General features: G+C 70.7%; 21 protein-coding genes. 10 read left to right on the forward strand and 11 right to left on the reverse strand.

The window, feature by feature from the left end; all coding sequences use genetic code 11:
* Positions 1-49: 49 nt before the first annotated feature.
* The 3 genes from WMF14_RS19205 to WMF14_RS19215 all read left to right on the forward strand — a co-directional run bounded on the left by WMF14_RS19205 (position 50) and on the right by WMF14_RS19215 (position 2,324).
* A complete protein-coding gene (locus tag WMF14_RS19205; RefSeq protein WP_437802865.1) occupies positions 50-223 on the forward strand; it encodes a hypothetical protein in 174 nt (57 codons plus the stop codon).
* A 130-nt stretch (positions 224-353) separates the two neighbouring features.
* Positions 354-1,316, forward strand: coding sequence for an SMP-30/gluconolactonase/LRE family protein (locus WMF14_RS19210; RefSeq protein ID WP_437802867.1), 963 nt, complete (start codon positions 354-356; stop codon positions 1,314-1,316).
* A 24-nt stretch (positions 1,317-1,340) separates the two neighbouring features.
* The gene (locus tag WMF14_RS19215) at positions 1,341-2,324 is read left to right on the forward strand and encodes an asparaginase (protein WP_437802869.1); all 984 of its coding nucleotides are present in this window, start codon (positions 1,341-1,343) and stop codon (positions 2,322-2,324) included.
* On the opposite strand, the gene WMF14_RS19220 is transcribed toward WMF14_RS19215, so the two are convergent.
* From WMF14_RS19220 to WMF14_RS19250, 7 genes are all read right to left on the reverse strand, one after another.
* The gene (locus WMF14_RS19220) at positions 2,292-3,899 is read right to left on the reverse strand and encodes an amidohydrolase family protein (RefSeq protein ID WP_272098793.1); all 1,608 of its coding nucleotides are present in this window, start codon (positions 3,897-3,899) and stop codon (positions 2,292-2,294) included. The genes WMF14_RS19215 and WMF14_RS19220 overlap by 33 nt on opposite strands.
* A 394-nt stretch (positions 3,900-4,293) precedes the next feature.
* Complete coding sequence (locus tag WMF14_RS19225; RefSeq protein ID WP_437802871.1) at positions 4,294-4,749, reverse strand: nucleoside deaminase; 456 nt, start codon at positions 4,747-4,749, stop codon at positions 4,294-4,296.
* Positions 4,746-5,783: an aliphatic sulfonate ABC transporter substrate-binding protein gene (locus tag WMF14_RS19230; protein WP_437802873.1), complete on the reverse strand. Its 1,038-nt coding sequence runs from the start codon at positions 5,781-5,783 to the stop codon at positions 4,746-4,748. The genes WMF14_RS19225 and WMF14_RS19230 overlap by 4 nt, the downstream gene beginning before the upstream one ends.
* Entirely contained in the window at positions 5,780-6,625 is an 846-nt protein-coding gene (locus WMF14_RS19235; protein WP_437802875.1) for an ABC transporter ATP-binding protein, read from the reverse strand. The genes WMF14_RS19230 and WMF14_RS19235 overlap by 4 nt, the downstream gene beginning before the upstream one ends.
* Complete coding sequence (locus tag WMF14_RS19240) at positions 6,622-7,467, reverse strand: ABC transporter permease (RefSeq protein ID WP_272098801.1); 846 nt, start codon at positions 7,465-7,467, stop codon at positions 6,622-6,624. Before WMF14_RS19240 ends, WMF14_RS19235 begins: the two co-directional genes overlap by 4 nt.
* A gap of 3 nt (positions 7,468-7,470) precedes the next feature.
* Positions 7,471-8,052, reverse strand: coding sequence for a cysteine hydrolase family protein (locus WMF14_RS19245; RefSeq protein WP_437802877.1), 582 nt, complete (start codon positions 8,050-8,052; stop codon positions 7,471-7,473).
* 318 nt (positions 8,053-8,370) lie between these two features.
* Positions 8,371-9,378 (reverse strand): PAS domain-containing protein, encoded by a 1,008-nt coding sequence (locus WMF14_RS19250; RefSeq protein ID WP_437802879.1) that lies wholly within the window; start codon positions 9,376-9,378, stop codon positions 8,371-8,373.
* 585 nt (positions 9,379-9,963) lie between these two features.
* On the opposite strand from WMF14_RS19250, the gene WMF14_RS19255 reads away from it, so the two are divergent.
* Together WMF14_RS19255 and WMF14_RS19260 are read left to right on the forward strand one after the other, a co-directional pair.
* Positions 9,964-10,881 carry an SMP-30/gluconolactonase/LRE family protein gene (locus WMF14_RS19255; protein ID WP_437802881.1) on the forward strand — a complete coding sequence of 306 codons (918 nt, stop codon included), beginning with the start codon at positions 9,964-9,966 and terminating at the stop codon, positions 10,879-10,881.
* Positions 10,882-10,996: 115 nt separating this feature from the next.
* A complete protein-coding gene (locus WMF14_RS19260; protein ID WP_437802883.1) occupies positions 10,997-11,986 on the forward strand; it encodes a helix-turn-helix transcriptional regulator in 990 nt (329 codons plus the stop codon).
* Positions 11,987-12,020: 34 nt separating this feature from the next.
* Here the strand turns inward: WMF14_RS19260 and WMF14_RS19265 are convergent, their stop codons facing one another.
* Positions 12,021-13,151: a pirin family protein gene (locus WMF14_RS19265; protein WP_272098811.1), complete on the reverse strand. Its 1,131-nt coding sequence runs from the start codon at positions 13,149-13,151 to the stop codon at positions 12,021-12,023.
* A gap of 207 nt (positions 13,152-13,358) precedes the next feature.
* Here WMF14_RS19265 and WMF14_RS19270 point away from each other — a divergent pair, with 207 nt between their 5' ends.
* Positions 13,359-14,582, forward strand: a complete 1,224-nt coding sequence (locus WMF14_RS19270; RefSeq protein WP_272098813.1) for an MFS transporter — start codon at positions 13,359-13,361, stop codon at positions 14,580-14,582.
* A gap of 75 nt (positions 14,583-14,657) precedes the next feature.
* On the opposite strand, the gene WMF14_RS19275 is transcribed toward WMF14_RS19270, so the two are convergent.
* A complete protein-coding gene (locus WMF14_RS19275) occupies positions 14,658-15,011 on the reverse strand; it encodes a hypothetical protein (protein WP_272098815.1) in 354 nt (117 codons plus the stop codon).
* A 157-nt stretch (positions 15,012-15,168) separates the two neighbouring features.
* Between WMF14_RS19275 and WMF14_RS19280 the strand changes: the two genes are divergently transcribed.
* From WMF14_RS19280 to WMF14_RS19290, 3 genes are all read left to right on the forward strand, one after another.
* On the forward strand, positions 15,169-17,001 hold the full coding sequence (locus tag WMF14_RS19280) for a sigma 54-interacting transcriptional regulator (protein ID WP_437802886.1): 1,833 nt from the start codon (positions 15,169-15,171) through the stop codon (positions 16,999-17,001).
* Positions 17,002-17,441: 440 nt separating this feature from the next.
* Complete coding sequence (locus tag WMF14_RS19285) at positions 17,442-17,693, forward strand: hypothetical protein (RefSeq protein ID WP_437802888.1); 252 nt, start codon at positions 17,442-17,444, stop codon at positions 17,691-17,693.
* Positions 17,690-18,274, forward strand: coding sequence for a hypothetical protein (locus tag WMF14_RS19290; RefSeq protein WP_272098821.1), 585 nt, complete (start codon positions 17,690-17,692; stop codon positions 18,272-18,274). Before WMF14_RS19285 ends, WMF14_RS19290 begins: the two co-directional genes overlap by 4 nt.
* 37 nt (positions 18,275-18,311) lie before the next feature.
* On the opposite strand, the gene WMF14_RS19295 is transcribed toward WMF14_RS19290, so the two are convergent.
* Positions 18,312-19,169: a hypothetical protein gene (locus WMF14_RS19295; RefSeq protein WP_437802890.1), complete on the reverse strand. Its 858-nt coding sequence runs from the start codon at positions 19,167-19,169 to the stop codon at positions 18,312-18,314.
* 543 nt (positions 19,170-19,712) lie between these two features.
* Between WMF14_RS19295 and WMF14_RS19300 the strand changes: the two genes are divergently transcribed.
* On the forward strand, positions 19,713-22,676 hold the full coding sequence (locus WMF14_RS19300; RefSeq protein ID WP_437804239.1) for an nSTAND1 domain-containing NTPase: 2,964 nt from the start codon (positions 19,713-19,715) through the stop codon (positions 22,674-22,676).
* A gap of 7 nt (positions 22,677-22,683) precedes the next feature.
* On the opposite strand, the gene WMF14_RS19305 is transcribed toward WMF14_RS19300, so the two are convergent.
* On the reverse strand, positions 22,684-23,808 hold the full coding sequence (locus tag WMF14_RS19305) for a WD40/YVTN/BNR-like repeat-containing protein (RefSeq protein ID WP_437802892.1): 1,125 nt from the start codon (positions 23,806-23,808) through the stop codon (positions 22,684-22,686).
* Positions 23,809-23,929: the final 121 nt, after the last annotated feature.

The following is a 23,929-nucleotide window of genomic DNA, read 5'->3' on the forward strand; positions in this document are numbered from 1 at the left end:
CGATCCGTCGCTCGCCAGCGCGCCGATCAACAAGGACTACTGCAGCTTGATGAACGCCCTCGGTGTCAAGGCAGGCGCCGACGGTTTCCCGGCGCGGGGCGGTTCGAGGCCGGTGACCCACTTCGGCATGTACGACCGGACGGAGGACTTCATCGGCGGCGGGACCAATCCCCCTACCATCCACGATCCAGGCGAGTTCACCGCGCTCAAGGCGAACTCCTGAGCGATCTCGTTCCCGAGCCTGTCGGCCTCGGGGCGGTGCGCCTGATCGAGATGTCCCCATCGGCGAGGGGGGTGTTATGCTGGTCCGCGTCGAGCGAGCGCGGCGCGGCGCCGTGCCGGGAGGTCGTTGGATGTCATCTGTCAGGGGTTTCACCCTCGAGCTGTCTCGGATCGAGTACGTCGGGCAAGGCCTTGTCCGGCCGGAGTGCGTGATCGTCGAGCCCGGCGGCACGCTCTGGACCTCGGATGCTCGCGGTATCGCGACGCGCATCGAGCCGGATGGCAGGCAGGCGACCCTCGGCCCCGAGGTGCCCGAGCCGAACGGCATGGCGATGGATCGGCAGGGCAACCTCATCGTCGCCAGCATGTCCGGCGGCAAGATCCACAAGCTCCACCGCGACGGCCGGTCCGAGGTCCTCCTCGACTCCATCGACGGCAAGCCGCTCGGCGCCGTGAACTTCTGCTTCATCGACTCGCAGGATCGCCTCTGGATCTCCGTCACGACACGGCATCTCCCGTGGTGGACAGCGGTCGTGGGCAGCATCCGCGATGGGTACATCGTGCTCGTCGACGAGAAGGGCGCTCGCATCGTGGCCGACGGCCTCAGCTTGACGAACGAGGTGCGCCTCGACGCCGCCGAGCGGTTCCTGTACGCCGTCGAGACCGTCCCCGGCCGCCTCCTCCGGTTCCCGGTGCGCGACGACGGCAGCCTCGGCGATCCCGAGCAGTTCGGGCCCGACAGCCTCGGCATCGGCGGGTACATGGATGGCTTCGCCTTCGACGCCGAGGGCAACATCTGGGTGGCGGCCGTCTGTCGCAACGGCCTCGCGGTGATCTTCCCCGACGGCAGCTACCAGACCGTCTTCGAGGATCCGCGCCCTGCAGTCCTCGAGACGATGACCCTGAAGCAGAGGAACGGGACCATCGAGCCGGCCGATCTCGGCGCCTGCGCGGGAAACACCCTGCAGCTGCCCACGAGCATCGCGTTCGGCGGCCCCGATCTCCGCACGTGTTACATGGGGTCGCTGGCGATGCCCCACCTCCTCACGTTCCGCGCGCCCGTCGCGGGGCTCCCGCTCGCGCACATGCGCTGATCGGCTTCACGCGAACAACCATCCATGCCTCGTGTTCACCTCGTCACCACCGGCGGCACCATCGCGAGCCGCGTCGACCCGAAGACGGGCGCCGCCGTGCCCGCCGTCCGCGCGGAGGAGCTCGTCGCCGACGTGCCCGCGCTCGGCCGCATCGCCGAGATCGCGGTCACCGAGTTCTGCCTCGAGAGCAGCTGGAACCTCGGCCCGGACAGGATCGCGGCGCTCGCGCGCGCCGTGCGCGATCTTCAGGGTGACCCCGAGGTGGCCGGCGTCGTCGTCACCCACGGCACGGACACGCTCGAAGAGACGGCGTTCGCGCTGGATCTGCTGCTCGACGGGGACACCCCGGTGGTGCTCACAGGGGCGATGCGGGACGCGAGCACCGCGGGGACCGACGGCCCGCGCAACCTCGTCTCGGCCGCGCGGATCGCGGTCGACCCGTCGGCGCGGGGGCTCGGCGTGCTCGTCGCGCTGAACGACGAGATCCACGCCGCGCGGTGCGTGATGAAGACCCACACGACCGCGCTCGGCACGTTCGCCTCGCCGGGCGTGGGGCCGCTCGGCTGGGTCGACGGCGAGGGCGTCCGCGTCCACGCGCGCCTCGCGAGGACGCCGACGCTGCCGCTCGCGCCGCCCGAGCCGCGGGTCTACCTCGTGAAGATGGCGTCCGGGATGGACGATCTCCTCCTGCGCGCGCTCCTCGATGCCGGGGCGCGCGGGGTGGTGATCGAGGGCTCGGGCGCGGGGAACGTCTGCGGGAGCTGGGAGGGGGCGATCGGCGCGCTGGTGCAGGCCGGCACGCCGGTGGTGCTGAGCTCGCGCTGCCCCGGCGGTCGGGTCACGCCGACGTACGGCGCGCCCGGCGGCGGGCGGCGGCTCCGGGACCTCGGGGTGATCGCCGCGGGCGCGCTCTCGGGGCCCAAGGCGAGGCTCGCGCTGATGTTCGCGCTCGGGGCAGGGCTCGACGCTGCGGCGCTACGCGCGTATTTCGACCGGCTTGCCGGGTAGACCCTCGCTCCTCGCGCCCGGCTGCGGGCCGCGCCGCTCGTCACCGGCGCCCGCCTTGCGCTTCAGCTTCTCCTCGACCCGCGTGCCCTTGAAGAAGCTCGCGTTGGCCTCCGTATAGAGCTTGTACGGGTTCTCGAACACATACGCCTTGAAGTCCTCGGCGCTGAGGACGCCCTCCTCCACGAGCTTCCAGCTCTCCGCGAGCGCCTCGGTCAGGTCGGGGACGTCCCAGTGGCCGACGTCGGAGGAGTAGATGGCGTTGATCTTCACGCCGAGCGGGTTCGCCTTGGCGTTGAACGCGGACGCGATGGTGCGGTCGTCCGACTCGGATCCGAAGAAGAAGTTGTTGACCCAGCGGTCGCGGATGTCCTCGATCTTCTCGATGCCCGCGGCCGCGAAGTCATTGCGGTACTCCGGCGCAGGCTGGCGGGCGTCGCTCGTGTACCCGGCCCCCAGCGTGTCGGCGATCAGCTGCTCGCCCTCGATGGATCGCCCGTTTGAAAGCTTTGCGAGATCCGCGCCGTAGCGCCGGAAGAGCTCGGTGAAGAGCGCGCGGTCGGTCGCCGACGGGTCGTAATGCTTCAGGCCCTCCGGGCCGCGCTTCTGGAAGCGGTCGACAAGGTGGATGTAGACCCGCGCGCCCCAGTCCGCCCCGCCCTCGAGCATGCCGATACGCAGCCCGGGGAAGCGGCGGGTGACGCCGCCGAAGAACAGCGCCTTGGCGAACGCCTCCGAGCCGTCGGCGAAGTGGCCGACGTGGTTGTTCATGTAGTTGCTGATCGACGAGCGCCCCGTCCAGCCCTGGCTCCCATAATGGGTGAGGACAGGAACGCCGAGCTCGACAACCTTCGCCCAGAAAGGATCGTAGTTGTACTCGCTGTCGATGCCGTAGAAATCGATGTACGTCGCGTACTTCGCGATCTCCGGGTGGTGCGCCGGCGGATACTTCTCCGCGATCGCCTTGATGGGGCGGCGCACGCCGCCGGCGATGTTGATCGCCTTGAGCCCCAGCTTCTTGACGGCAAACTCCAGCTCTTCGATGCCCTCCTCGGGCGTGTTCAGCGGGATGCCGGCGACCGGGGTGAGGCGGTCGCTGTACTTGCGAAACAGCTCCGCGTGGTAGTGGTTGATCGCGCGCTGGAGCGCCTGCCGCGAGCCCGGGTCCTTCACAGCGAGCGGCGCGAGGGTGTTGTTCGGGAACAGGACCGAGTAATCGGACCCTTGCTCCTCGAGGCGCTCGGCGAGCAGCTCCGGCAGGTGGTACGTGGCCACGTCCAGCGTGTTGCGCGTCACCCGCGCCCACCACGGCGACCTGACCGTGCGGTAGTGCTGCCGCTCCTCGGGCGTCTGGCTGTACCAGTCCTTGCCGCTGCTGTTCTCGGCGTTGCGGCGGCGGGAGCTCAGCGCCTTGCGCAGGTCGTCGACGAGCTTGGCGCCTCCGTAGGTGGCGACGAAATCCTCCAGCGCCGGCGAGTAATCGTTGGTGTGGATGTCCGTGTCGATGACGGGGTAATCGAGCTTCTCCTTGACAGCCACGGAGGGCGAGGCCTTGAGACGAGCGATACGGTCAGTCATGAAAGACTCCGGAAAGGGGTTGGGCGCGCCGATGTCGCCGGTGTGAGATCGATGGCCGTGCTGGCGCGCGGCAATCTGCAACCTGCGTGCCTTGACGCCGTTGCCGCCATGTCGCTGTTTGACCGCGGATCTCGGCGTCTCTCCGGCGCGCTCTGCCCGCGCGTTGCTCGGAATCGAGCACCGATTCAGCGCGGCTGCTTCCTGAGCAACACTCAATCCGGACCAATGCTGTCCGCCCGCGCGGGAACCCTACGAGGGCACGTGCCGGGCCGAGGAGGGATCCTCCCCGAGCCACGCGCGGGCGAGCGTCAGCGTGCGGGCGTCGGCGGAGATGCTCTCCAGAAAGCGCTTCCTGAACGCTGGATCGCCGGTCCTGTCGGCGCGGGCGAGCGCGTCACGACGGGCTGAAGAGCGCGAGGCACCAGTCGGCGAGGACACCGCCAACGAGATCGACGGGAGCGCCGGAGTTCTCGTTCATCCAGCGCGCGGGGACGGCCAGCTCGCGCTGCGCGCCGCCTGTCGCCGCCGTCACCTCCTGCATCGTGCAGCCGAAGACGACGCGGCTCACCCGGGCGAGCCAGGCGGCGGTGAAGCACATCGGGCAGGGCTCCACGGTGGTGTACAGCGTGTAGCCCGTCAGGTCCGGCCCGGCGGCCGCGCAGGCGCGGCGGACGGCGCCGACCTCGGCGTGCCACGTGAAGTCGCGCTGGGCGTTCACCTCGTCGGTCGCCTCGGCGACGACGGTGCCGTCGGGGGCGGCCACCAGGGCGCCGAACGGCGGCTCGCCCGCGCGCTGCGCGCCGCGCGCGAGCTCCAGCGCGCGCGCCATGAGCTCCTCGTCGCGGCTCATCGGACGAGCCTCGGGTCGAGCAGCGACTCCGGCGCCGGCGCCTTCTTGACGAGCTTGGACTCGACCGAGAAGTCGACCACCGCCTTCATCGAGGCGTACACGGGGCCGGCCTTCTCCGCCGTGCCGAAGAGCTGCTTGTTGTCGGCCAGATCGTAGATCTTGTCGCCGGCCAGCATGCCCTTCACGTCCTCGGGCGGAGCGTTCAAGTACTTGCCGATGATGGGAATCGCCTTGTCGGGCTCGCCGCGCAGGACGCGCACCCCCTGATCGATGGCGCCGATGAACCTCGAGCAGGCGTCACCGGACTCGGCGAGCCGCGATCGGCGCACGGCCACCGCGTCCATGATGGTGTCGGGGACGCTGGCGCTCGAGAAGATCACGCGACCGCCGCCCTTGGTCGCCTTGGTGATCCACGGCTCCCAGGTGACCGCGGCGTCGACCTTCCCCGCCACGAACGCGGCCCCGGCATCGTCTGCGCTCATGCTCGTGACCTTCACGTCGTCCGTGGAGAGCCCGGACTTCTTCAGGCCGGCGAGGAACAGCATGTGATTGACCTCGCCGAGGGTGAGCGCGACCGTCTTGCCCTTGAGATCGGCCATGGACGCGACCCCCTCCTTCGCCACCACCGCATCCGCGCCGTTCGAGCTGTCGATGAGCGCGATGGCCACGACGTCCGTGTCGCCGTTGCCGCTCAGCACGGCCAGGTTCTGCAGGGTCGTCAGGCCGATATCGAGCTTCCCCGCGGCCAGCGCCGGCAGCGTGTCCCCGGGGTTCGAGAACGGCTTGAGCTCGACGTCGAGGCCAGCCTGCTTGAACAGCCCGAGCTCGTTCGCGATGAACACGCCCGCATAACCGATCCACATGTCGTGTCCCACGGTCAGCTTCACCGGCGCGTTCGCCGCGGCCCCGGGCTTCTCGCCCGGCGCGGCGGCGGGCATCTCGCGCGCTGGCTCGTCCTTCTTCGAGCAGCCTGGCGACAGGACGAGGCAGGCGAGCGCTGCCCCGAGCTCTAGCACGACGGTCCTTCGGTTCATGGATCCTCTCCCCTCGGCGTATGCGTGAGCCCGAGGAGCAAGCTGCGGCGCTGCTCCTCGGGGCGGGCCCTCCCCCGCAGGAGCGAGAGGATATCCCGTTTGAGGCGCAGCAACGCCTCGTCGAGCTTGAGGTCGGGCGAGCGATCCGCCCGCGGTACCGGCACGTCGAAGGTGGCCACGACGCGGCCGGGGCGCTCGGAGAAGACCACCACGCGATCGGACAGGATCAGGGCCTCATCCACGTCGTGGGTGACGAAGAGCGTCGTGATCCGGTGATGCTGGATCACATGGAGCAGGAGCCCCTGCATCTCCTCACGTGTCTGGGCGTCGAGGGCGCCGAACGGCTCATCCATCAGCAGCACCTCCGGCTGCGCGGCGAGCGCCCGCGCCAGCGCGGCGCGCTGCTGCATGCCGCCGCTCAGCTCCGCGGGCGCGCTGTCGCGGAACTCCCACAGATCGACGAGGCGCAGCAGGCGCTCGACGCGGTCCGCCTCTCGCTCGGGGCCGGCGTGCCGCGCCCGGCCGCGGTGGCGGGCCAGCGTCAGCGGGAAGCGGACGTTCTCCCGCACGCTGAGCCACGGGAAGAGCGTCTGTTGCTGGAACACGACGCCGAGCTCGGCGCCGGGGCCGAGGACGCGCTCGCCGCCGAGCGTGACGGTCCCGGTGGTCGCCGGCTCGAGCCCCGCGACGATGTGCAACAGCGTCGATTTCCCGCACCCGGAGGGGCCCACGAGGCTCACGAACTCGCCCTCGCCGACATCGAGGTCGAGCGGGCAGAGGGCGCTGGTCTCGCCGCGACGGCCGGCGAACGCCTTGCTGACGCCGCGCACGGAGAGCGTCACGCGTCGCGCCCCCTGGCCCAGCGGAAGAGCCGGCGGTGCGCTGCGCCGAACGCCCAGTCGAGCCCCAGGCCGATCGCGCCCAGCACCGCCAGGTACGCGTAGATGCTGGGCGTCTGGATGAAGCGATAGAACCTGAGGACGCGGAAGCCGAGGCCCTCGGTGGCGGCCACGAGCTCCGCGACGACGACGTAGCTCCACGCCCACCCGTTGCACATGCGCAGCGCGCTCCAGATGCCGGGGAGGGCGGCCGGGGCCAGCACGCGCCAGACGATCTCCCGCCGGGTGGCGCCGAGGCTCTGGCTGACCTGGAGCAGCGGCGCCGGGACCCGCCGCACCTCGTCCGCGGTCATGAGCAGCAGCTGGAAGAAGGTCCCCAGGAAGACGAGGAGGACCTTCGCGCCCTCGCCGATGCCCGCCGCGATCATGACGAGCGGGATCAGCGCCGGCACCGGGACATAGCGGAGGAACTCGGTCGGCGGCTCGATCAGCGCGGCGATCGATCGGAACGCGCCGGCGAGCACGCCGAGCGGCACCGCGAGGAGCGCGGCGGCCACGAACCCGGCCGTGACCCGCAGGAAGCTGTAGCGGACGTCGAGCCAGAGCTCCGCCGAGCCGAGCGCGTCGGCCGTCGCCCGCCCGATGCTCGCGAGCGTGGGAGCGAGGGCGGTGTTCACCCCGTCGCGGCCCGTTAGCCAGGCGTACGCCGCGAGGGTGGCGAGGAAGCTCGCCGCGCCGAGCGCGAGACGGACCCGGGCGGAAACGGGGCGGCCGAGCGCGAGCCAGCGCGGCGGCGGTCGCTCGCACTGTCGCGACGGGGCCCGCGGCGCTCGGTCGCCGGGCATCCGTCAGCCGAAGAGCTGCATCACCGAGGCGCTCTCGGTGACGTAGGCGAACGCGTTGCTCATGCAGAGGATCGCGGCGTCGTGGAGCTCCCGTGAGGTCCCGGCCACGGCGTCGACCGGGAGCAGCACGCGGTAATCCAGGTTCCTCGCGGTGAGCACGGTGCTGAGCACGCAGATGTTCGTGCACACACCGCAGCAGATGAGGTTCTCCACCCGCTTGCACCGGAGCAGCAGGTCGAGGTCGGTGCCCAGAAAACAGTCGTAGCGCCGCTTGGTGAAGATCCGATGATCCTGCGGCTCGATCCGCAGCCCATCGACCATCTCGGCGCCGCGGGATCCCTCGAGGCAGTGCAGCGGCTCGAACTCCAGCTCGATGCCGAAGTCGCACCGATCGGCCCTGTGCATCTCCTGCGTGAAGACGACGGGCAGCTCACGCCCTCTCGCCCACGCGACGAGCGCGTTGATTCTCCGCACGATCTCGAGCGCCCCGCGCGCTTCGCAGGGCGCGCCCTCCTCGACGAAGTCCCGCTGCATGTCGATGACGAGGAGGGCGGTATTGGCAGGGTGGACTTTGTCGAGGGGCAACGGGCGGATACGCGGCGTCATCGCGGGTCTGACCGCTCGACGCGCGGGGGACACCGGGCGCGGCGAGCTCGCTGAGGGGTGGTGAAGAGGTGAACCGGCCCGCTCTACACCAGCCGGGAATGAAGCGTCGAAAGCCTGAACGGAATGTAACCGGCGCCTCGCTGGAGGGTCAAGCGAGACCTGGCGCGTCAGGACTTCGAAGGGGCGCGAGGCCGGCCGTTGCGTGGAAGGCCGCGGAGAAGGCCGCGTGGAAGGATGAGTGGAAGAATATGTGCGGGGGAGTGGGACAGATCTCCTTGTGTCTCTCGATGTCTCTCGTCATCTACGTGGCGCCATCGAATGCACGCGGGCCATGGCCTTCCGCCGCGCCATCGCGTAACGCACACCGGCCCGGAGATCTCTCAGGAGGACGATCCCCTCCAGCGTCTCGCCGAGGCTCGCGAGCGCTGCGGCGGTGCTCGCGGACATCCCCACCAGGATGCACTCGGCGCCGAGCAGGCGCGCGGCGTGCACCGTGCGCAGGAGGTGGTGCGCGACGGCGCTGTCGATCATCGGGACGCCGGTGAGATCGACGATCACGAGCTCGGCGTCGTGGCGCTCCACGCCTTGCAGGAGGGCCTCCATGAGCTGGCTGCCCCGCGCCGTGTCGAGATGGCCGATGAGCGGCACGAGGATGATGCCGTGCTCGATGGGCAGGACCGGGGTCGAGAGAGCGGCTATCGTCTCGAGCAGGCGCGATTGGATGGCGAGGAGATCGGCCTCGGTGCTCCGCAGCGCCTCTTCCGTCCTCTTTCGTGCGGTCATGTCGACCACGACCCCGACCATCCCGATCACGCGCCCGCTCGCGTCGCGGAACGGGACGTTGTTCTCCAGCGTCCAGCCGTCGCTCCCGTCCTCGAGCTTCCACTGGAGCTCCACGTTGAGCCGCGGGATCCCCTCCGACATGATGTTCTCGTCGTTGTCGCGGTAGCTGCGCGCGACCTCTTCGACGAAAATGTCCTCATCGCGCTTCCCGATGATCCTGTCGGCCGAGAGGTGATAGTGCGCCGCGTAGGCCTTGTTGACGGCGAGGTACCGGTGGTGTCGATCCTTGAAGAACACCATCGCCGGGATCGCGTCGAGCATCGCGGCGTACCCCGAGGCCTCCGCCGCGAAGAGGCTGGCCAGGAGCCCAGGATCGCGCTCGTCTGGCTGCGCCTCGTGCGTCGCCGCGCCCGGCTGCTGCGCCTCGGCCAGCGCCTGCTCCAGCTCCGCGACGCGCCTGCGGAGCGCCGCGACCTGCTCGTTGAGCAGCGTCTGGGGATCTGGATCTGAAAAACACTGCATTACAGGGGACCACGTTTCGGCCGGACCACAGTGAACGCATGATTGTCGGGGGCGCAACACTTGTCAAGTATTCGATATCCGCTCTCGACTCACGGCGTGTCGCCGGTGCGGCCCGGGAGGTGCGGGGCATGTCGACCAAGACGTTTCGCGCGCTCGCCCCGCGCGGGCGCCGGCGCCCGCGTCACGCGTCGTTCGAGCTGGACCCGTGCTCATTCGTCAGCACCGCACCTGCGGAGAGCGGGGGTTCGCGTCGTTCAGCACGGACGATGCATGGCGGCGCCGCGTGGGGTCGAGCAAGCGACGTGGACGTGTAATTCGTTGTCTTGCAGGTTTCAATTTCGGGTCGGGTGGCACGACCGAGACGCCTTGAACGATCGGCTCTCCCCTGGTCGAGACGAGCCGTGGCCGGGCGTGGCTCCGCGGCTCGCGCGGGCCGCCGTGCCTTCGCCGGCGGCGGCGCAGACCGGGGCGTGAGCGTTTCGGGCGCACCAATGAGCGCCGCGGGCGCGCGCCGCGCGGCGACCCGGCGCAGGGTAGGCGCACCAGCCGGCGCGTCGCCGGCCCGTTCACACGAGAGATCACACCATGAAAACGCAATCGAAACGCGCCGCCGCGGTCCTCGCCTGCCTCTCTGCCGTCCTCCCGGCGTGCGCCGAGAGCGCGGCCCCGGCCGCGCCGGAGCTCCGCCGCGTCGGCGGCTTCAGCACACCCGAGTCCGTGCTCCACGACGAGGAGCGCGACGTTTACCTGGTCTCGAACATCGTCGGCTCACCCGTCGAGAAGGACGACCGCGCGTTCATCTCGCGCGTCTCGCCGGACGGCGAGGTCCTCGATTTGACATGGATCGACGGCGCGTCGGAGGGCGTGACGCTGAACGCCCCGAAGGGCATGGCCATCGCGGGCGGCAGGCTCTATGTGGCCGATATCGACGCGATCCGCGTCTTCGACGCGAGCGACGGCGCGCCGATCGAGGACATCGAGGTGGCCGGCGCCGGCTTGCTCAACGACGTCGCGGCCATGCCCGACGGGTCGATCGTGGTCTCGGACTCCGGCGTGGCCATCGAGGACGGGGCGTTCGCCTCGATCGGCACCGATGCGCTCGTCTCGGTCGATCCGGCCGGGGAGGTCTCCCGGTTGATCGCGGATCCCGCGCTGCCGCACCCGAACGGCGTGGCGTGCGCGGAAGGCGAGATCTGGGTGGCTTACCTCGGCGCAGCGCGGGTCGACGCGCTCGACGCCTCGGGGAAGCTCCAGCGCGAGATCTCCCTGCCCGCCGGCACGCTGGACGGCCTCGTGCGCCTCGACGACGGCCGGCTCCTCGTGTCGAGCTGGGACGCGGGCGCCGTCTTCGAGATCGACCCCGCCGGGGACGCGGCGCCGCGCGTCTCCACGCTCGCGGCGGATCTCCCGAGCCCCGCCGATCTCGGCTGGGACCGCGCGAGAGACCGCCTGCTCGTCCCGCTCTTCAACGACGGCGAGATCGTCCTGCTCGACGTGAAGTGAGCCGGCGGAGCAGCGCTTTGGGCCGAGGGGCGGCGCGGTTACGCTGCGCCGCCCCGGCCGGCCCTGCGCTGTGTCTCCGCGGCGAGAGACGCGCCCTTTTCAATCAGGAGCGACGATGAAGACCCATCTCACCCGACTGCTCGAGCCCACCGATCAAGCCCAGGCCTGGGGCGCGCTCAGAGAGGCCATCTCCCGCCTGGAGCGCACGTCCTCGGCGAGCGGCGCCGGCCTGGCCCGATGGCTCGGCGTCTTCACCCGCACGCGCGAGCGGATAACGATACAGCGGCTCTCCCGGCCGCTCGTCGTGCTCATCCTCGACGGCGCGAAGCGGATCTTCCTCGACGGCCCGGACGGCAACACGCGCCTCGTCGCCCGGGAGGGGCAGATACTGCTCGTGCCGCAGGGCATCCCCCTCGAGCTGGTGAACGAGCCCGATCCGGAGCGCGGCGCGTACCGCTCGTTCACGATCGAGCTCTTGAGCGAGGTCGACGAGCGGCTCCAGCGCCGCTATCCCACGCTCTGCGTCCAGCGGGGGCTCGGCGGCTTCGAGGCGGATCGGCCGCACCTCCTGCGCTCCGCGATGCCGTCGATCCAGGCGCTGATCCACCTCGTGAACACGCTCCTCCTGCCCGGCGCGCACGCGCTGCTCATCGAGCACCGGCTGGAGGATCTCATCCTGACCCTGCTCCTGCAGCACCGGGAGCAGCTCGACGAGGCGCGCGCCGCCTCGTCGACGCTGTCGCTCGATCCGACGCTCGCGGTGCGGGCGCTGGTGCGCCGCGATCCGGCGCGCCCGTGGGCGGCCCCGGAGGTCGCGCGCGCGCTCGGGGTGAGCGACGCGACGCTGCGCCGCCGGCTCGGCGCGAAGGGGGTCTCGTTCAGGGCCCTCCTGTGGAAGGAGCGCCTCGAACTCGCCAAGGCGCTCCTGCGCTCGGGCCGCCACGGCGTGCTGGAGGTCGCGACGGCCTGCGGCTACGACTCGGCGTCGCGCTTCGCCGAGCAGTTCCGGCGCTCCGAGGGGGTCAGCCCCTCGGAGTACCGCGCGCGACACCGGGCGAGCGCGAACGACTGCTGGAGCGAAGAGCCCGAGCTCGACGCGAGGTGAGGGATCGGCGCCCCGGCACGCGGTAACGAGGGGCTCAGCCCGCCTTGTCGATGCGGCCGTCGGGGTAGCGCGCGAAGCGGCCTTCCGCGCGCCCGTGGACCGGGCCGTCGCTCGGCCACGGCCATCCGCCGAAGCCCGTCCGCCGGTAGTCGAGGAAGGCCTGCTGCACCTCCGCCATCGAGGTCATCACGAAGGGGCCGTGTTGCGCGACGGGCTCGCCGATGGGCTGGCCCTGGAGGAGCAGGAGCTCGGCCTCGTCGGGGCCGTTCTCGAGCAGCGCGGCGGCGCCGTCGCGGAGCGTGATCCTGTGGGCCGCGGGGACGCGGCGGGCGCCGACGCGCAGCTCGGCGCCGCGGAAGAAGTAGAGCGCGCGGTTCGTGCCGGGGGAGGCGGCCGGCAGCGTGAACCGCGCGCCCGGGGCCATCTTGAGCGTCCAGATCGCCACGTCGGACGCCGCGCGCGCCGCCCACGACCTCGGCGGCGGGGCCGGCGGGCGGAGCTCGCCGAGGCGGCCGGCGACGATCGTGATCTCCGTCGCCTTGCCCGCGGCGTCGCGCGCGATCTGCCTGGGGATCGTGTCGCCCCACAGCATCACGAAGTGCGGCTCGGCGAGCTTGTCGGCGCGCGGCAGGTTGAGCCAGATCTGGAAGAGCTCGAGCGGGTTGGGCCCGTCCTTCTCGACGAGCGGGAACATCTCCGCGTGGACGATGCCGCCCCCCGCCGTGAGCCACTGGACGTCGCCGCGGCCGTAGCGCGCGGCCGCGCCGAGCGAGTCCGCGTGATCGACGAGCCCGCGCCGCACGACCGTCACGGTCTCGAAGCCGCGGTGCGGGTGCTGCGGGAAGCCGGGGACCACGTCGCCGTGGTACATGCGCCAGCCGTCCTTGCCCGCGAAGTCGCGACCGATGGCGCGGCCCGCGAGCGATGCGGCCGGCCCCATCCGCTCGTTGCCGGCCGGATACGCGTCGTCGTGGTGGACGCAGAACAGGAAGGGGTCGAGCGTCTCCCAGGGGAACCCGAGCGGCGCCACGTCGCGGACGACGTCCGCCGCGGCGAGCGCGGCTTCGTCGGTGCGCTCGGGCGAGGGCGGGGAGGGGTCGCACGCGGCGACGACGGGCGTTGCGGCGAGGGCGCCGAGGGCGGTGCGGCGATCCATGGGGCTCATCGTCTCATCGTAAGGTGGACCTCATGGAGGGACAACGGTGCGAGCGCGCAACGCGGCGTTGCGCCGGGAGCAACCCGCGCAACGCGCGAGCCGACGTGAGCAGGGGAGCGGTGAGGGTGCGCGTGAGGGCATGGGCGCGGCGAGTCGCGGCGCTTTTTCGCGTCGAGGCGGGGCGGGCGCGCTCGGAGTCGACTAGAGTCAACCCTCGTGTCCAGACAGCGCTCCGAATCGAGCATCATCTTCCTTGTCGCAGCGGTCCAGTTCATCAACATCCTCGACTTCGTGATGGTGATGCCGCTCGGGCCCGACTTCGCGGTCGCGCTCGGCATCCCGATGTCCAGCATCGGCTTCATCGGCGGCAGCTACACGGCGGCGGCCGCGATCTCGGGCCTCGCCGGCGCGTTCTTCCTCGACCGCTTCGACCGCCGCAGCGCGCTCGCCGTGGCGATGCTCGGCCTCGTCGCCGGCACGGCGGCCGGGGGCTTCGCGACGGGGCTCCCGAGCCTCATGGCGGCGCGCGTGCTCGCGGGGGCGTTCGGCGGGCCCGCGACGTCCGTCTCGTTCTCGATCGTCGCCGACGTCATCCCGCCCGAGCGGCGCGGCAAGGCGATGGGCGTCGTGATGGCCTCGTTCTCGGTCGCCTCGGTGCTCGGCGTCCCCGCCGGGCTGGAGCTCGCGCGTCGCGGGGGCTTTCCGCTGCCGTTCTTCGCGGTCGCGGCGCTCGGGCTGCTCGTCGCCGGGCTCGCGATCTTCCTCCTGCCCTCGATGCGGGATCACCTGACCGACGCGCGGCCGTCCGGCAGCTCGCTCGGCGATCTCGGCGCGCTCCTCGGCCGGCCGATCGTGCTGCTCTCGTACGCGACGACGGCGATCCTGACGGTGGCGTCGTTCCTGGTGATCCCCAACATCTCTGCGTACGTGCAGTACAACCTCGGGTATCCGCGCGAGCGGCTCGGGCTGCTCTACTTCGTGGGGGGCCTTGTGAGCTTCTTCGCGATGCGGGCCGTGGGCCCGTTGGTGGACCGCTTCGGCGCGTTCCAGACGGGCTCGGTGGGGGCGGTGGTGCTCGTGAGCGTCCTGTACGCGGGGTTCGTCTCGTATACGCCGGGGCTGCCGGTGCTCGCCATCTTCATCGTCTTCATGCTGGGCATGACGTTCCGCAACGTCTCGCACAACACGCTGACGTCGAAGGTGCCGCGCCCCGCCGAGCGAGCGCGCTTCACCTCGATGCAGTCGGCCGTGCAGCACATGGCGTCCGCGCTCGCCGCGTTCTCGTCGGCCAGGCTGCTCCACGAGCTGCCGGACCACCGCCTCGACGGCATGCCGGTCGTCGCGGGGCTGTCGATCGTGTTCACGGTGGCGCTGCCGCTGCTGTTCCTGGGGATCGAGCGGCGCGTCGCGCTCGCGGCGGTCGGGCGCCCGGCCCCCTGAGGCTGCTGGCCGACGGCGGACGAGCGCGGCGTCGGCGGCGGGATGGGCCGGAGACCGCAGCAGGACGCCTCCCCGTCAGCGGGCAGGCTCCATCTGCGAGAAGCGGTAAGCCCCCACGGTGGCGGCGATGGACGAGAGGACGAGGAGCGCGAGCGCGAGCCCGATGTTGTTGAGCGACTCGCCGATGCCGACGAGCCATATCCAGCGCGTGTCGGGGTCCACCGCGCCGATGTACGTGAGCGATTTGATGGTGCCGCTGACGAACCCGAGCCCGCCGGCCACCAGCGTCAGGATACCGAGGCTCACCTGGAGGGGTACGAAGCGCCGCTCGGGCGAGATGGCATAACGGACGGATGCGGCCAGGAGCAGCAGCCCGAAGACGAGTGTCGGAAACATGCCCCAGCCGCCCATGTGGAAAGCTTCAGCCATGACGAGTGCCTCCTTCGATAGCGCTCTTGACAGGCGCCGGCGGCGAAGGTTCCGGGGCGGGAGAGGGGTTCCTTCGAAGCGCCCCGGCCACGCCATCCACGCTTGAGCCGCGGAAAGCGCTGTGGTCCGTCGCTGACCCGAGAGGCTCGCAGCTTGCATGGGCGCGGGCTTCGACTATAGCCTCGGCCTGATGAGCGGCCCCGAGAGCTCGCCGTTGACGACGCAGACCTTCGATCTGCGGCAGTCCCCGGACAGCCCGGGAATCTACTCCTACCTCCTCGTCATCGGCGCTTCCTCATCGTACAGGCGCGCCCTGCCCGACGACGGCGTGCTCGTCGTGGGGCGCAGCGACGAGGCCGACGTGAGGCTCGACACAGCGGCGGTCTCCCGGCGGCACGCCGAGCTCGTCTTCTCCAGAGGCGAGATCCGGATCACCGATCTCGGCAGCCACAATGGGACGCTCGTCAACGGCGAGCGCATCGAGGGCTCGTGCGCGCTCGGCTCCGGCGATGTCATCACCATGGGCGATACAACGCTGATCCTCCGGCGCGAGGCGCCGCCCCGGGGCAGCACCCTCATCGAGATGGGCCGGCTGCGCCGGCGCGTGGAGGAGGAGATCGAGCGCGCCGCCGACTCGGCGCGGCCGTTCGGCCTGGCGGTGGTGTCCCTCGGGTCCGTGCAGATGCGCACGATGCTCGCGCATCGGGCGCTCTCGGCGCTCCGGCTCGTGGACATCGTCGCCTGGGACGGCGCCTCTCACCTGGCGATCGGGTTTCCCGAACTCGGCGGAGAGGCGGCGCGCGCCGCGGTGCTCCAGGTGCTCGAGGCGATCGCGCCGCTGGCCCCCGAGGCGCGCGGCGGACTGGCCTCCTACCCGTTCGACGGCGGCGACACCGAGACGCTCCTGGCGGGCGCGCGGACCGCCGCGTCGATCGCGGCTCCGGGGGCGATCGCCTTCGCCTCGCAGACCGCCGTCCGGCACGTCATCGGCGATCGCACCATCGTGGTGGCCGACTCGGCCATGATCCGGCTGTTCGAGCTGATCCGGCGCCTCGCGGCGAGCGATCTGCCGGTCCTCGTCCTCGGCGAGACGGGGGCGGGCAAGGAGAACGCCGCCGCGGCCGTGCACCACTGGTCTGCGCGGGCGCAGAAGACGCTGATCACGCTCAACTGCGCCGCGCTCCCGGACGCGCTGGTGGAGAGCGAGCTCTTCGGCTACGAGAAGGGCGCGTTCTCGGAGGCGCGGGCGCCCAAGCCCGGCCTGCTGGAGCGAGCGCACGGCGGCACCGTCTTCCTCGACGAGATCGGCGAGCTGCCCCTCGGCGCGCAGGCCAAGCTGCTCCGCGCGCTCGAGGCGAAGCGGATCACCCGCCTCGGCGACGTCCGCGATCGCGAGGTGGACATCCGCATCGTCGCTGCCACGAACCGCGATCTCGAGGCCGAGGTCCACGCCGGCCGCTTCCGTCAAGACCTGCTCTTCCGCCTGAGCGCCGCCGTCGTCGAGCTGCCCCCGCTCCGGCACAGGCGGCGTGAGCTGCCGATCCTGGCCCGTCTGTTCCTCGCCGAGGCGTGCGCTCGGACCGGGCGGCCTGCGCTCGAGCTCTCGGAGGCCGCGCTCGCCGCGCTCTTCGCTCACCCGTTTCCTGGCAACGTGCGCGAGCTCAAGAACGCGATGGAGTACGCGGCCGCCACGGCGGACGGCCCGGCGCTCGAGCCCTGGGGGCTGCCCGAGCGCATCGCCGGGCTCGATGTCCCGCCGCGGACCACGGTGGACAACACCTCGGCCCCGCCCGCCGCGGCGCCCGCCCGCTTCAAGCCCATCGCCGAGGAGCTCCGGGAAATCGAGCGCACGCGCATGCGTCAGGCGCTCGACGCCGCGGACGGGGTCCAGAAGCGGGCGGCGGCGCTCCTCGGGATGCCTGTCCGCACCTTCACCTTCAAGCTCAAGCAATTCGGTATCTCGGCGCGGGAGGGGAAGCGGAGCGCGTGAGGCTCGGGCTCAGAACACGAGCCGAGCCCTGTGCGCACCCTGTCGGCATGCCACTCGGGGTGTAGATCAACGACATCACGAACGCCGACGTCGCTGCATGACGGAGCGCGTCTCCGCCTCGCCGACGACCCGAGACCGCTGGGCTCGGCTCCTTGCCCCGTAGTCGCATTCTACCCTCGCCTTCGCCCTCGCTCAGCGACCGTGCACCTCGGCTGAGGGCTGGTTCGATGCCATCGAGGACACCTCGAGATCCAACGAATCGGTTGCCCCGTTCGCGATTGGAACGACGTCCTCAGCTCGCCGGGGGCACCCCGAGCGGCGCACGCAAACAGTAGACCACGGAGATCTGATGGGTCGCGAGCCGGCCCGAGGAAGGGGCGTCGGTCCGGGAGGGAAGTCGTGGTCGCCTCGGCGCGTCCGGGGCGCGGGGGCGGCGCGCGATGGCAATCCTTGCCGCCTCTTCCTCCGAGGGCTGGCAAGCTTTGCCACGACGGCAAAGTTTGCCACCCGCGCGCTGGCCCAGGACGGGACAGCGGCCGCGGGCCGACCGCTCGATTGTGCGGCCGATCTTCTTCGATCGCGCGGCCGATCTGCTGCGGATCGCCATCGCGCGCAGGGGCGGCACGCCGGATGCGATGACGCTCTGCCAACCCGGCTCGCCGGAGATGACAGCGAAAGGTAAAAAATCATGAGAACGATCCAGAACATCCTCCTCTGCGGTCCCTTCGTCTGCGCCGTCGCTGTGGCCCTGCCGGGTTGTTCGAGCGAGCCCGGAGCGCCGCCAGATCCCGAGGAGATCCGCTGCGACAAGCTGGCCGAGTGCGGGAAGCTGAGCGAGGGCGTGGCGGCCGAGCAGTGCGCGGCCAGGATGAGCCTACTCCACGACCAGGCAGTGAAGGAGATGAACGTCTGCACGCCGGTCTTCAACCAGATCCAGAGCCTCATGGCCTGTGCGGCGCAGCAGGAGGGTTGCGAGAGCGACGTCGGTATGGAGGCCGCCGATCTCCCGCAGGAACACCCGTGCTTCGAGGAGAACGAGAGCTACAAGAAGGCCTTGCAGGAGGTGGAGGATCAGCGTCACGAGCCCGACGCAGGGGCCCTGTGCGTCTTCTTCTATGAGAGGGCCATGGCGTTGGCGACGACTCCCGCGACGGGCCAGGCGTGCACGACGAACGCCGATTGTCCAGATGTCGAATGTCCGGACCCGGCGCTCGGGAGGCGCGGCTATTGCCAGTTTGGCAAGTGCAAGACGGCAATCGACATCTGCGAGTGAACGCGCCGCTCGATCCTGCCGGCTCATCGCCGCCGGCTCAGAACGCGAGCCAGGTCGACACCATCGCAGCGTCGGGCGCCGCGGCGGGCCGGATCTCGACCTTCACGCCACCTCGGTCCTCGGTGCGGTAGATCTGTGGCCTGTTCATGAAGAGCATGGCCGTCGCCGTGATCACCGTTGCTCCGCCGGCGAGGAGGGAGCCGGCAGCCAGCCAGCTCTCGTTGACGCTGGCGTCGTACTGGAAGCCGGGGGACGGAGGGCACGACCGACCGCACTCGCGCACGCTCCGCTCCTGGGCGTATCCATGAAGGTCATCGGCCTGCCACATCAACCGGCCACCCATGACGGCGACGGCCGCCCCAGCCCCGAGCGTGGCCCAGGGGAGCCAGGCGGGCCAGCGCTGCCTGGCGACGACGGTATCGGCGCTCAGGGCGAGCTGGCCGGAGGCCTCTTTGCCGGCGACCATGAAGATGGGCTTGGCGACGGTGAAGTAGCCGTCCTTTCTCGCTGTGAGGACATGCTCTCCGGGCGTGACCATCTGGCGCCGGGCGCCGGGGCCGACGAACCAGGGCTTGCCATCCATCAGCACGGTGGCCCCCGGCTCGTCGCAGCGGATCTCGATGGCGGCGAGCTCCTCCTCCAGGAGCGCCCGCAGCGTCGTGCGCGCCTCCTGCTCCTTCTCGGCGTCGAGCGAGCCAGGCCCCCATCGCAGGGAGAGGCGCAGGTTATCATAGGCCAGCACCGGCAGGCCGATGCTCCTCAACACCCGCCCGAGATAGAGCCGGAGCTCGGGGTGCTCCCACAAAGCCAGCGCCTCTTCGTACTTGGCCCGCGCCTCGGCGAACATCATGCGCCGGTGAAAATTCCGGGCCTCCTCGAAGAGCGCGCGGGCCATCTGCTTTCGATCCTCGGAGATGCCCTGATGCCACGGGGGCGCCGACGATGCCGGGGGCGACGGCGACTCCGCTGTCGCTGGAGGATGCGGCGATGAGGACGATGACGGCGGCGGCGCCTGGGCGAGCGCAGGCGTAGCGCAGAGGGCCAGGAGGGTGATGGGCAGGAGGAGCTTCGCCGACGGAAGGGAGACGTGGACAGGTCGTCTACGGGTCGTCGCCATGAAAGCCAATCGCTCTCCTCCGGCTCGCCCGTCATGCCACATCGTGCGTTCGCCCCGCTCGCCGGGCCGATGAGCAAGCTCCGCGCTCCAGGATATGCCCGCGCATGTCCTGTGTGAAGCGCTCTGGCGGCGGGTCTGTGTGTACACGGCTGCGCTGGGCGCCTATGCTCTCGTCATCGCGCCAGCCGTCGCGGAGGCGACGATTTTGATGGACATGTCTTTTTACAGGGAGGAGTGGCGGTGCCCACCGAGCTGATCACCCTGGAGTCGGTCCGTCGATCCTCCGGCGCGGCGCCGCTCGAGCGTGAAGGGCGCTCTGGCATCAGCACCGAGAGCCTCGTGGACGTGGCCGACTCCGGCGCGGCGCTCGTGGGCAGGGGGCTCCCGCGGACCGCGCTCGCCGCCGCCGGGGCGACGGTCAGTGTCGTGCCGGCCGGCGTTCATGGGGCGAGGCGCGACGCGGTGAGCGACGCGAGCGCTCCGCCGTCCTCGTCGATTCCGCGAGCCGATCCGCCCATGGCCGGCACCCGCATCGGCCACTACGAGCTCTTGCGCGAGCTCGGCCGGGGCGGCATGGGCGTGGTCTTCCTGGCGCGCGACATCCGGCTCGCTCGCCTCGTCGCAATCAAGCTCCTCACGAGGCTCAGCAGGAGCGGTCTACAGCGCTTCCTGATCGAGGCGCAGGCCACCGCGCGCTGCAAGCACGAGCACATCGTGACGATCCATGAGGTGAACGAGCACGATGGATACCCGTACATGGTGCTCGAGTACATCGAGGGGCAGAGCCTCCGCGCCTGGATGAGGCAGCGCAGGCCCGCGGACGCCGGCGAAGGGGTGTCGACGGCGCCGGTGCCGCCCGGCCTGGCGGTCGACATGATGGTCCCCGTCGTGCGCGCGCTCTCGCGAGCGCACGTGTCCGGCATCATCCACCGTGACCTCAAGCCCGAGAACATCATGCTGGAGGCGTCGGGGGCGATCAAGGTGGTTGATTTCGGCATCGCGGAGCTGCGCGACGACGAGGCGAGCCTCGCGGTCGAGCGCGAGGCCGCCGAGCACAAGAATACGCGGCTCACCGGCGAAGGAGCGGTCATCGGAACGATGCCTTATATGTCCCCCGAGCAGTGGAGGGGGACGGACATCGATCAAGCCAGCGATATCTGGGCGGTCGGCATCATGCTCCACGAGCTCGTGATCGGCTCGCACCCGCTCGCGCCCGTCAACCCGGGGAGGCTCTTGGGCGTGACGCTCCTCGATGAGCCCATGCCCCAGGTCAGCGCGCGCCACCCGGAGCTCGGCGCGCTCGGCGCGATCATCGATCGCTGCCTGTGCAAGCGGAAATCCGAGCGGTTCGCCTCCGCGCAGGAGCTCTTGACCGAGCTCTTGCCGCTGCTGCCCGGGCGCCGTGAGATCCTCCTCGGCGCCGACGAGAGCCCGTTCGCGGGGCTCTCCTCGTTCCAGGAGGCCGACGCCGACCGCTTCTTCGGCCGCGCGCAGGACCTCGCGGGCGTGGCGGCGCGGCTCCGGAACCAGCCGCTGCTCGCGATCGCCGGGGCGTCGGGCGTGGGGAAGTCGTCGCTCGTGAGGGCGGGGGTGATCCCGGCGCTCAAGCGCTCCGGCGAGGGCTGGGAGGCGCTCGTCGTGCGGCCCGGGCGTGAGCCGATGGCAGCGCTCGCGGATCTGTCCAGCCATGCCGCCGCGACGCTGGGCGCAGCTCCGCCGACGCCCGTTCCGGAGGGCGCCGCGGCGGCGGGCTCGGCCTTGGCCCCGTGGCTGCGCGCCGAGCCCGGCCTCCTGGGCGCGTGGCTGCGCGCGTGGTCGGACCGCGCGCAGAAGCGCCTCGTGCTGTTCATCGATCAGTTCGAGGAGCTCTTCACGCTCGGCGCCCCGGCCGTCGAGCGCGCGGCGTTCCTCGCGTGCCTCGCGGGGGTCGCCGACGACGCCTCGTCACGGCTCCGGGTGGTCCTGGCGGTGCGAGCCGATTTCCTGGAGCGGATGGCCGAGCACGAGCATTTCATGGCGGCGATGATCCGCGGCCTCGTGTTCCTCCGCCCGATGGGGCGCGAGGGCCTGCGCGAGGCCTTGATGAGGCCGATCGAGGCGGCGCGGCACGAGATCGACGATCCCGCGATGATCGAGGGCATCCTCGACGCGCTGGCGACGACGCGCGGCGCGCTGCCGCTCCTGCAGTTCACCGCGGCCCGGCTGTGGGAGATGCGCGATCGGGGGCGCAAGCTGCTCACGCGGGCGAGCTACGAGGCGCTCGGGGGCGTGGCGGGCGCGCTGGCGAGCCACGCCGACACGGTGCTGGCCGGGATGAGCGAGCGCCGGGCGAAGCTCGCGCGGGCGGTGCTGGAGCGCCTGGTGACGCCGGAGCGGACGCGGGCGGTGGCGAGCCTGGGCGAGCTCTGCGAGCTGCCCGGGGATCGAGGCGAGATCGAGCGGGTGGTGGAGCTGCTCGCCGACGCGCGGCTCCTGGCGATCGAGACGGGGAGCGACCGCGCGGGCAGCACGGTGGAGATCGTGCACGAGTCGCTGATCGAGCGGTGGCCGACGCTCCGGCGCTGGCTCGACGAGAACCAGGAAGACGCCGCGTTCCTGGACCGGCTGCGCGCGGCGGCGAGGCTCTGGGACGCGAGCGGCCGCGCCGCGGACACGCTGTGGCGCGGCAAGGTCGCCGAGGAGGCGCGCGGTTTTCGCGAGCGCTACCGCGGGGAGCTGCCGGAGCGGGAGAGGCTCTATCTGGAGGAGGTGCTCCGCTTCGCCGACCAGCAGCAACGCGGGAGGCGCCGGCTCGCGTCCGGGATCATCGCGGCGCTGTCGCTGCTGGCCTTCGCCGCGGGGGGCGGATACGTGAAGGTGACCCGCCAGTACCAGGTGATCATGAAACAGTTCGAGGAGATCCGGACCGCGGAGCTCACGTTGAAGGAGGCGCTCGCGCGCGAGGAGGCGGCCCGGAGCGCGGCGGAGAGGGCGCGACAGGAGAGCGAGGCGGCGCGGCAGGACAGCGAGGCGCAGCGGCGGCGGGCCGAGCGGCTGCAGCGCGACGCCGAGGAGGCCCGGGACCGGGCGGAGGCAGAGGCCGAGAGGGCCCGCGTCGCGGCCAACCAGGCGCGGATGGCGCGGGGTGAGACGCAGAAGGCCGAGGCCGAGGCGCGAAAGGCCGAGGTCAAGGCCACCGAGGAGGAGCAGAAGACCAGGGCCGTCGAGGCGGAGCTGCGGAGCAAGAGCGAGCTGGAGCTGCTCATCGAGCGCGCCGTGGGGAAGATCGACGCGACGTTAAAGTAGCCTGTTGCTACCACGGTGACACGGAGACGCTCTCGGAGATGGCTACGCCGTTGTCGCCGACGATATGGAATTTCAGGGCGTCGCCCCATATGGCATTGAGCGAAGCGTCCGCGGGGAGGCGGCGACTCCAGCCGAGGCTGTCGTGACGCAGGAGCATGCCGTCATCTCCGACGACGTAGACGACATACTGGCTAAGGTCCCACCTGGTTCCCCATACGAAATTCAACGTTTTCTGTGTTGTCGGCGCCGATGTGATGGCCGTCCAGTCTGTGCCGTCGAAGTGCAGGATGGTGCCGCCCTCACCGACGACAAATACGTCCTGCGGCCCGCTCCCCCATACGGAATTCAATGATTTTGGCGGGATTGACTCGTGGTTCACGGCTTCCCAGCGCTCGCCCTCGAAGTGCAGGATGGTGCCGTTTTCGCCGACGGCGAATATGTCTTGCGGCCCGCTTCCCCACACGGCGTTCAATGATGCTCGCGGAGCCGACTCGTGTGTCGTGGCCTTCCACTGCCCGTCTTTGAAGCGCAGGATGGTGCCTTCGTCGCCGACGGCGAGCACGTCTCGCGGCCCGTTCCCCCACACTGAATTCAATGTTATTTGTGGGATCGACTCGTGTTTTATGATTTCCCAGCGTTCGCCGTCGAAGTGAAGGATGGTGCCTTCTTCGCCCACCACGAACACGTCTTTGGGCCCGCTCCCCCACACGGCGTTCAGCGAATTCCGTGGGATCGATCCGAGCGGCATGAATTTCCAGTTGCTGCCGTCGTAGTGGAGGATCGTGCCCCCCTTGCCAACGGCGAATATGTTGTTCGGCCCGCTCCCCCACACGCTCTTCAGGTCTTCCTGTAAGCAGGTATTGCCGTCCGGCGTAAGCGGGACGTCGCAGCGCTTGCCCGTGGCTCGCGCAAAGCACGTCGGGTTGCCTTCGCGGTCGGGGTCGCACACATAGCCGGCCGGGCAGAAGCTCGCGCCGCACGCGGCTCCGGTGTCGAAGCACGCGCCGAGGGTGGTCATCGGCGCGATCGCGGACGCCAGCGCAGCCGCGTAGCAAAGCGCTCTGCCGCCGTGCCGGCGACCCGCGGCGTCCCCGTTCCGCTCGACGCCCCATCTCCGGATGAATGCGCGCATCCTCTGCTCGTCCCTCAGCTCGTCGTGCCAACCCACCGTTCGCCCAGGTCGCCGCGGCGCGCCGGGCGCCTGCGGCGCGAGCGTACGGCGGGGCGCCTCCTCTTGGGAAGGCCCCGCGCCG

The organism is Sorangium sp. So ce693 (assembly GCF_051521375.1).
Classification (GTDB): Bacteria; Myxococcota_A; Polyangia; order Polyangiales; family Polyangiaceae; genus Sorangium; species Sorangium atrum.

What these genes read in the sequence shown, in the direction of transcription:
- WMF14_RS19285 (WP_437802888.1), top strand. Translation starts at nt 17,442, where the DNA reads ATGGCAATCCTTGCCGCCTCTTCCTCCGAGGGCTGGCAAGCTTTGCCA.
- WMF14_RS19250 (WP_437802879.1), bottom strand. Translation starts at nt 9,378, where the DNA reads ATGCAGTGTTTTTCAGATCCAGATCCCCAGACGCTGCTCAACGAGCAG.
- WMF14_RS19290 (WP_272098821.1), top strand. Translation starts at nt 17,690, where the DNA reads ATGAGAACGATCCAGAACATCCTCCTCTGCGGTCCCTTCGTCTGCGCC.
- WMF14_RS19265 (WP_272098811.1), bottom strand. Translation starts at nt 13,151, where the DNA reads ATGAGCCCCATGGATCGCCGCACCGCCCTCGGCGCCCTCGCCGCAACG.
- WMF14_RS19210 (WP_437802867.1), top strand. Translation starts at nt 354, where the DNA reads ATGTCATCTGTCAGGGGTTTCACCCTCGAGCTGTCTCGGATCGAGTAC.
- WMF14_RS19225 (WP_437802871.1), bottom strand. Translation starts at nt 4,749, where the DNA reads ATGAGCCGCGACGAGGAGCTCATGGCGCGCGCGCTGGAGCTCGCGCGC.
- WMF14_RS19305 (WP_437802892.1), bottom strand. Translation starts at nt 23,808, where the DNA reads ATGCGCGCATTCATCCGGAGATGGGGCGTCGAGCGGAACGGGGACGCC.
- WMF14_RS19260 (WP_437802883.1), top strand. Translation starts at nt 10,997, where the DNA reads ATGAAGACCCATCTCACCCGACTGCTCGAGCCCACCGATCAAGCCCAG.
- WMF14_RS19275 (WP_272098815.1), bottom strand. Translation starts at nt 15,011, where the DNA reads ATGGCTGAAGCTTTCCACATGGGCGGCTGGGGCATGTTTCCGACACTC.
- WMF14_RS19205 (WP_437802865.1), top strand. Translation starts at nt 50, where the DNA reads ATGAACGCCCTCGGTGTCAAGGCAGGCGCCGACGGTTTCCCGGCGCGG.
- WMF14_RS19295 (WP_437802890.1), bottom strand. Translation starts at nt 19,169, where the DNA reads ATGGCCCGCGCGCTCTTCGAGGAGGCCCGGAATTTTCACCGGCGCATG.
- WMF14_RS19280 (WP_437802886.1), top strand. Translation starts at nt 15,169, where the DNA reads ATGGGCGCGGGCTTCGACTATAGCCTCGGCCTGATGAGCGGCCCCGAG.
- WMF14_RS19240 (WP_272098801.1), bottom strand. Translation starts at nt 7,467, where the DNA reads ATGCCCGGCGACCGAGCGCCGCGGGCCCCGTCGCGACAGTGCGAGCGA.
- WMF14_RS19255 (WP_437802881.1), top strand. Translation starts at nt 9,964, where the DNA reads ATGAAAACGCAATCGAAACGCGCCGCCGCGGTCCTCGCCTGCCTCTCT.
- WMF14_RS19220 (WP_272098793.1), bottom strand. Translation starts at nt 3,899, where the DNA reads ATGACTGACCGTATCGCTCGTCTCAAGGCCTCGCCCTCCGTGGCTGTC.
- WMF14_RS19215 (WP_437802869.1), top strand. Translation starts at nt 1,341, where the DNA reads ATGCCTCGTGTTCACCTCGTCACCACCGGCGGCACCATCGCGAGCCGC.
- WMF14_RS19230 (WP_437802873.1), bottom strand. Translation starts at nt 5,783, where the DNA reads ATGAACCGAAGGACCGTCGTGCTAGAGCTCGGGGCAGCGCTCGCCTGC.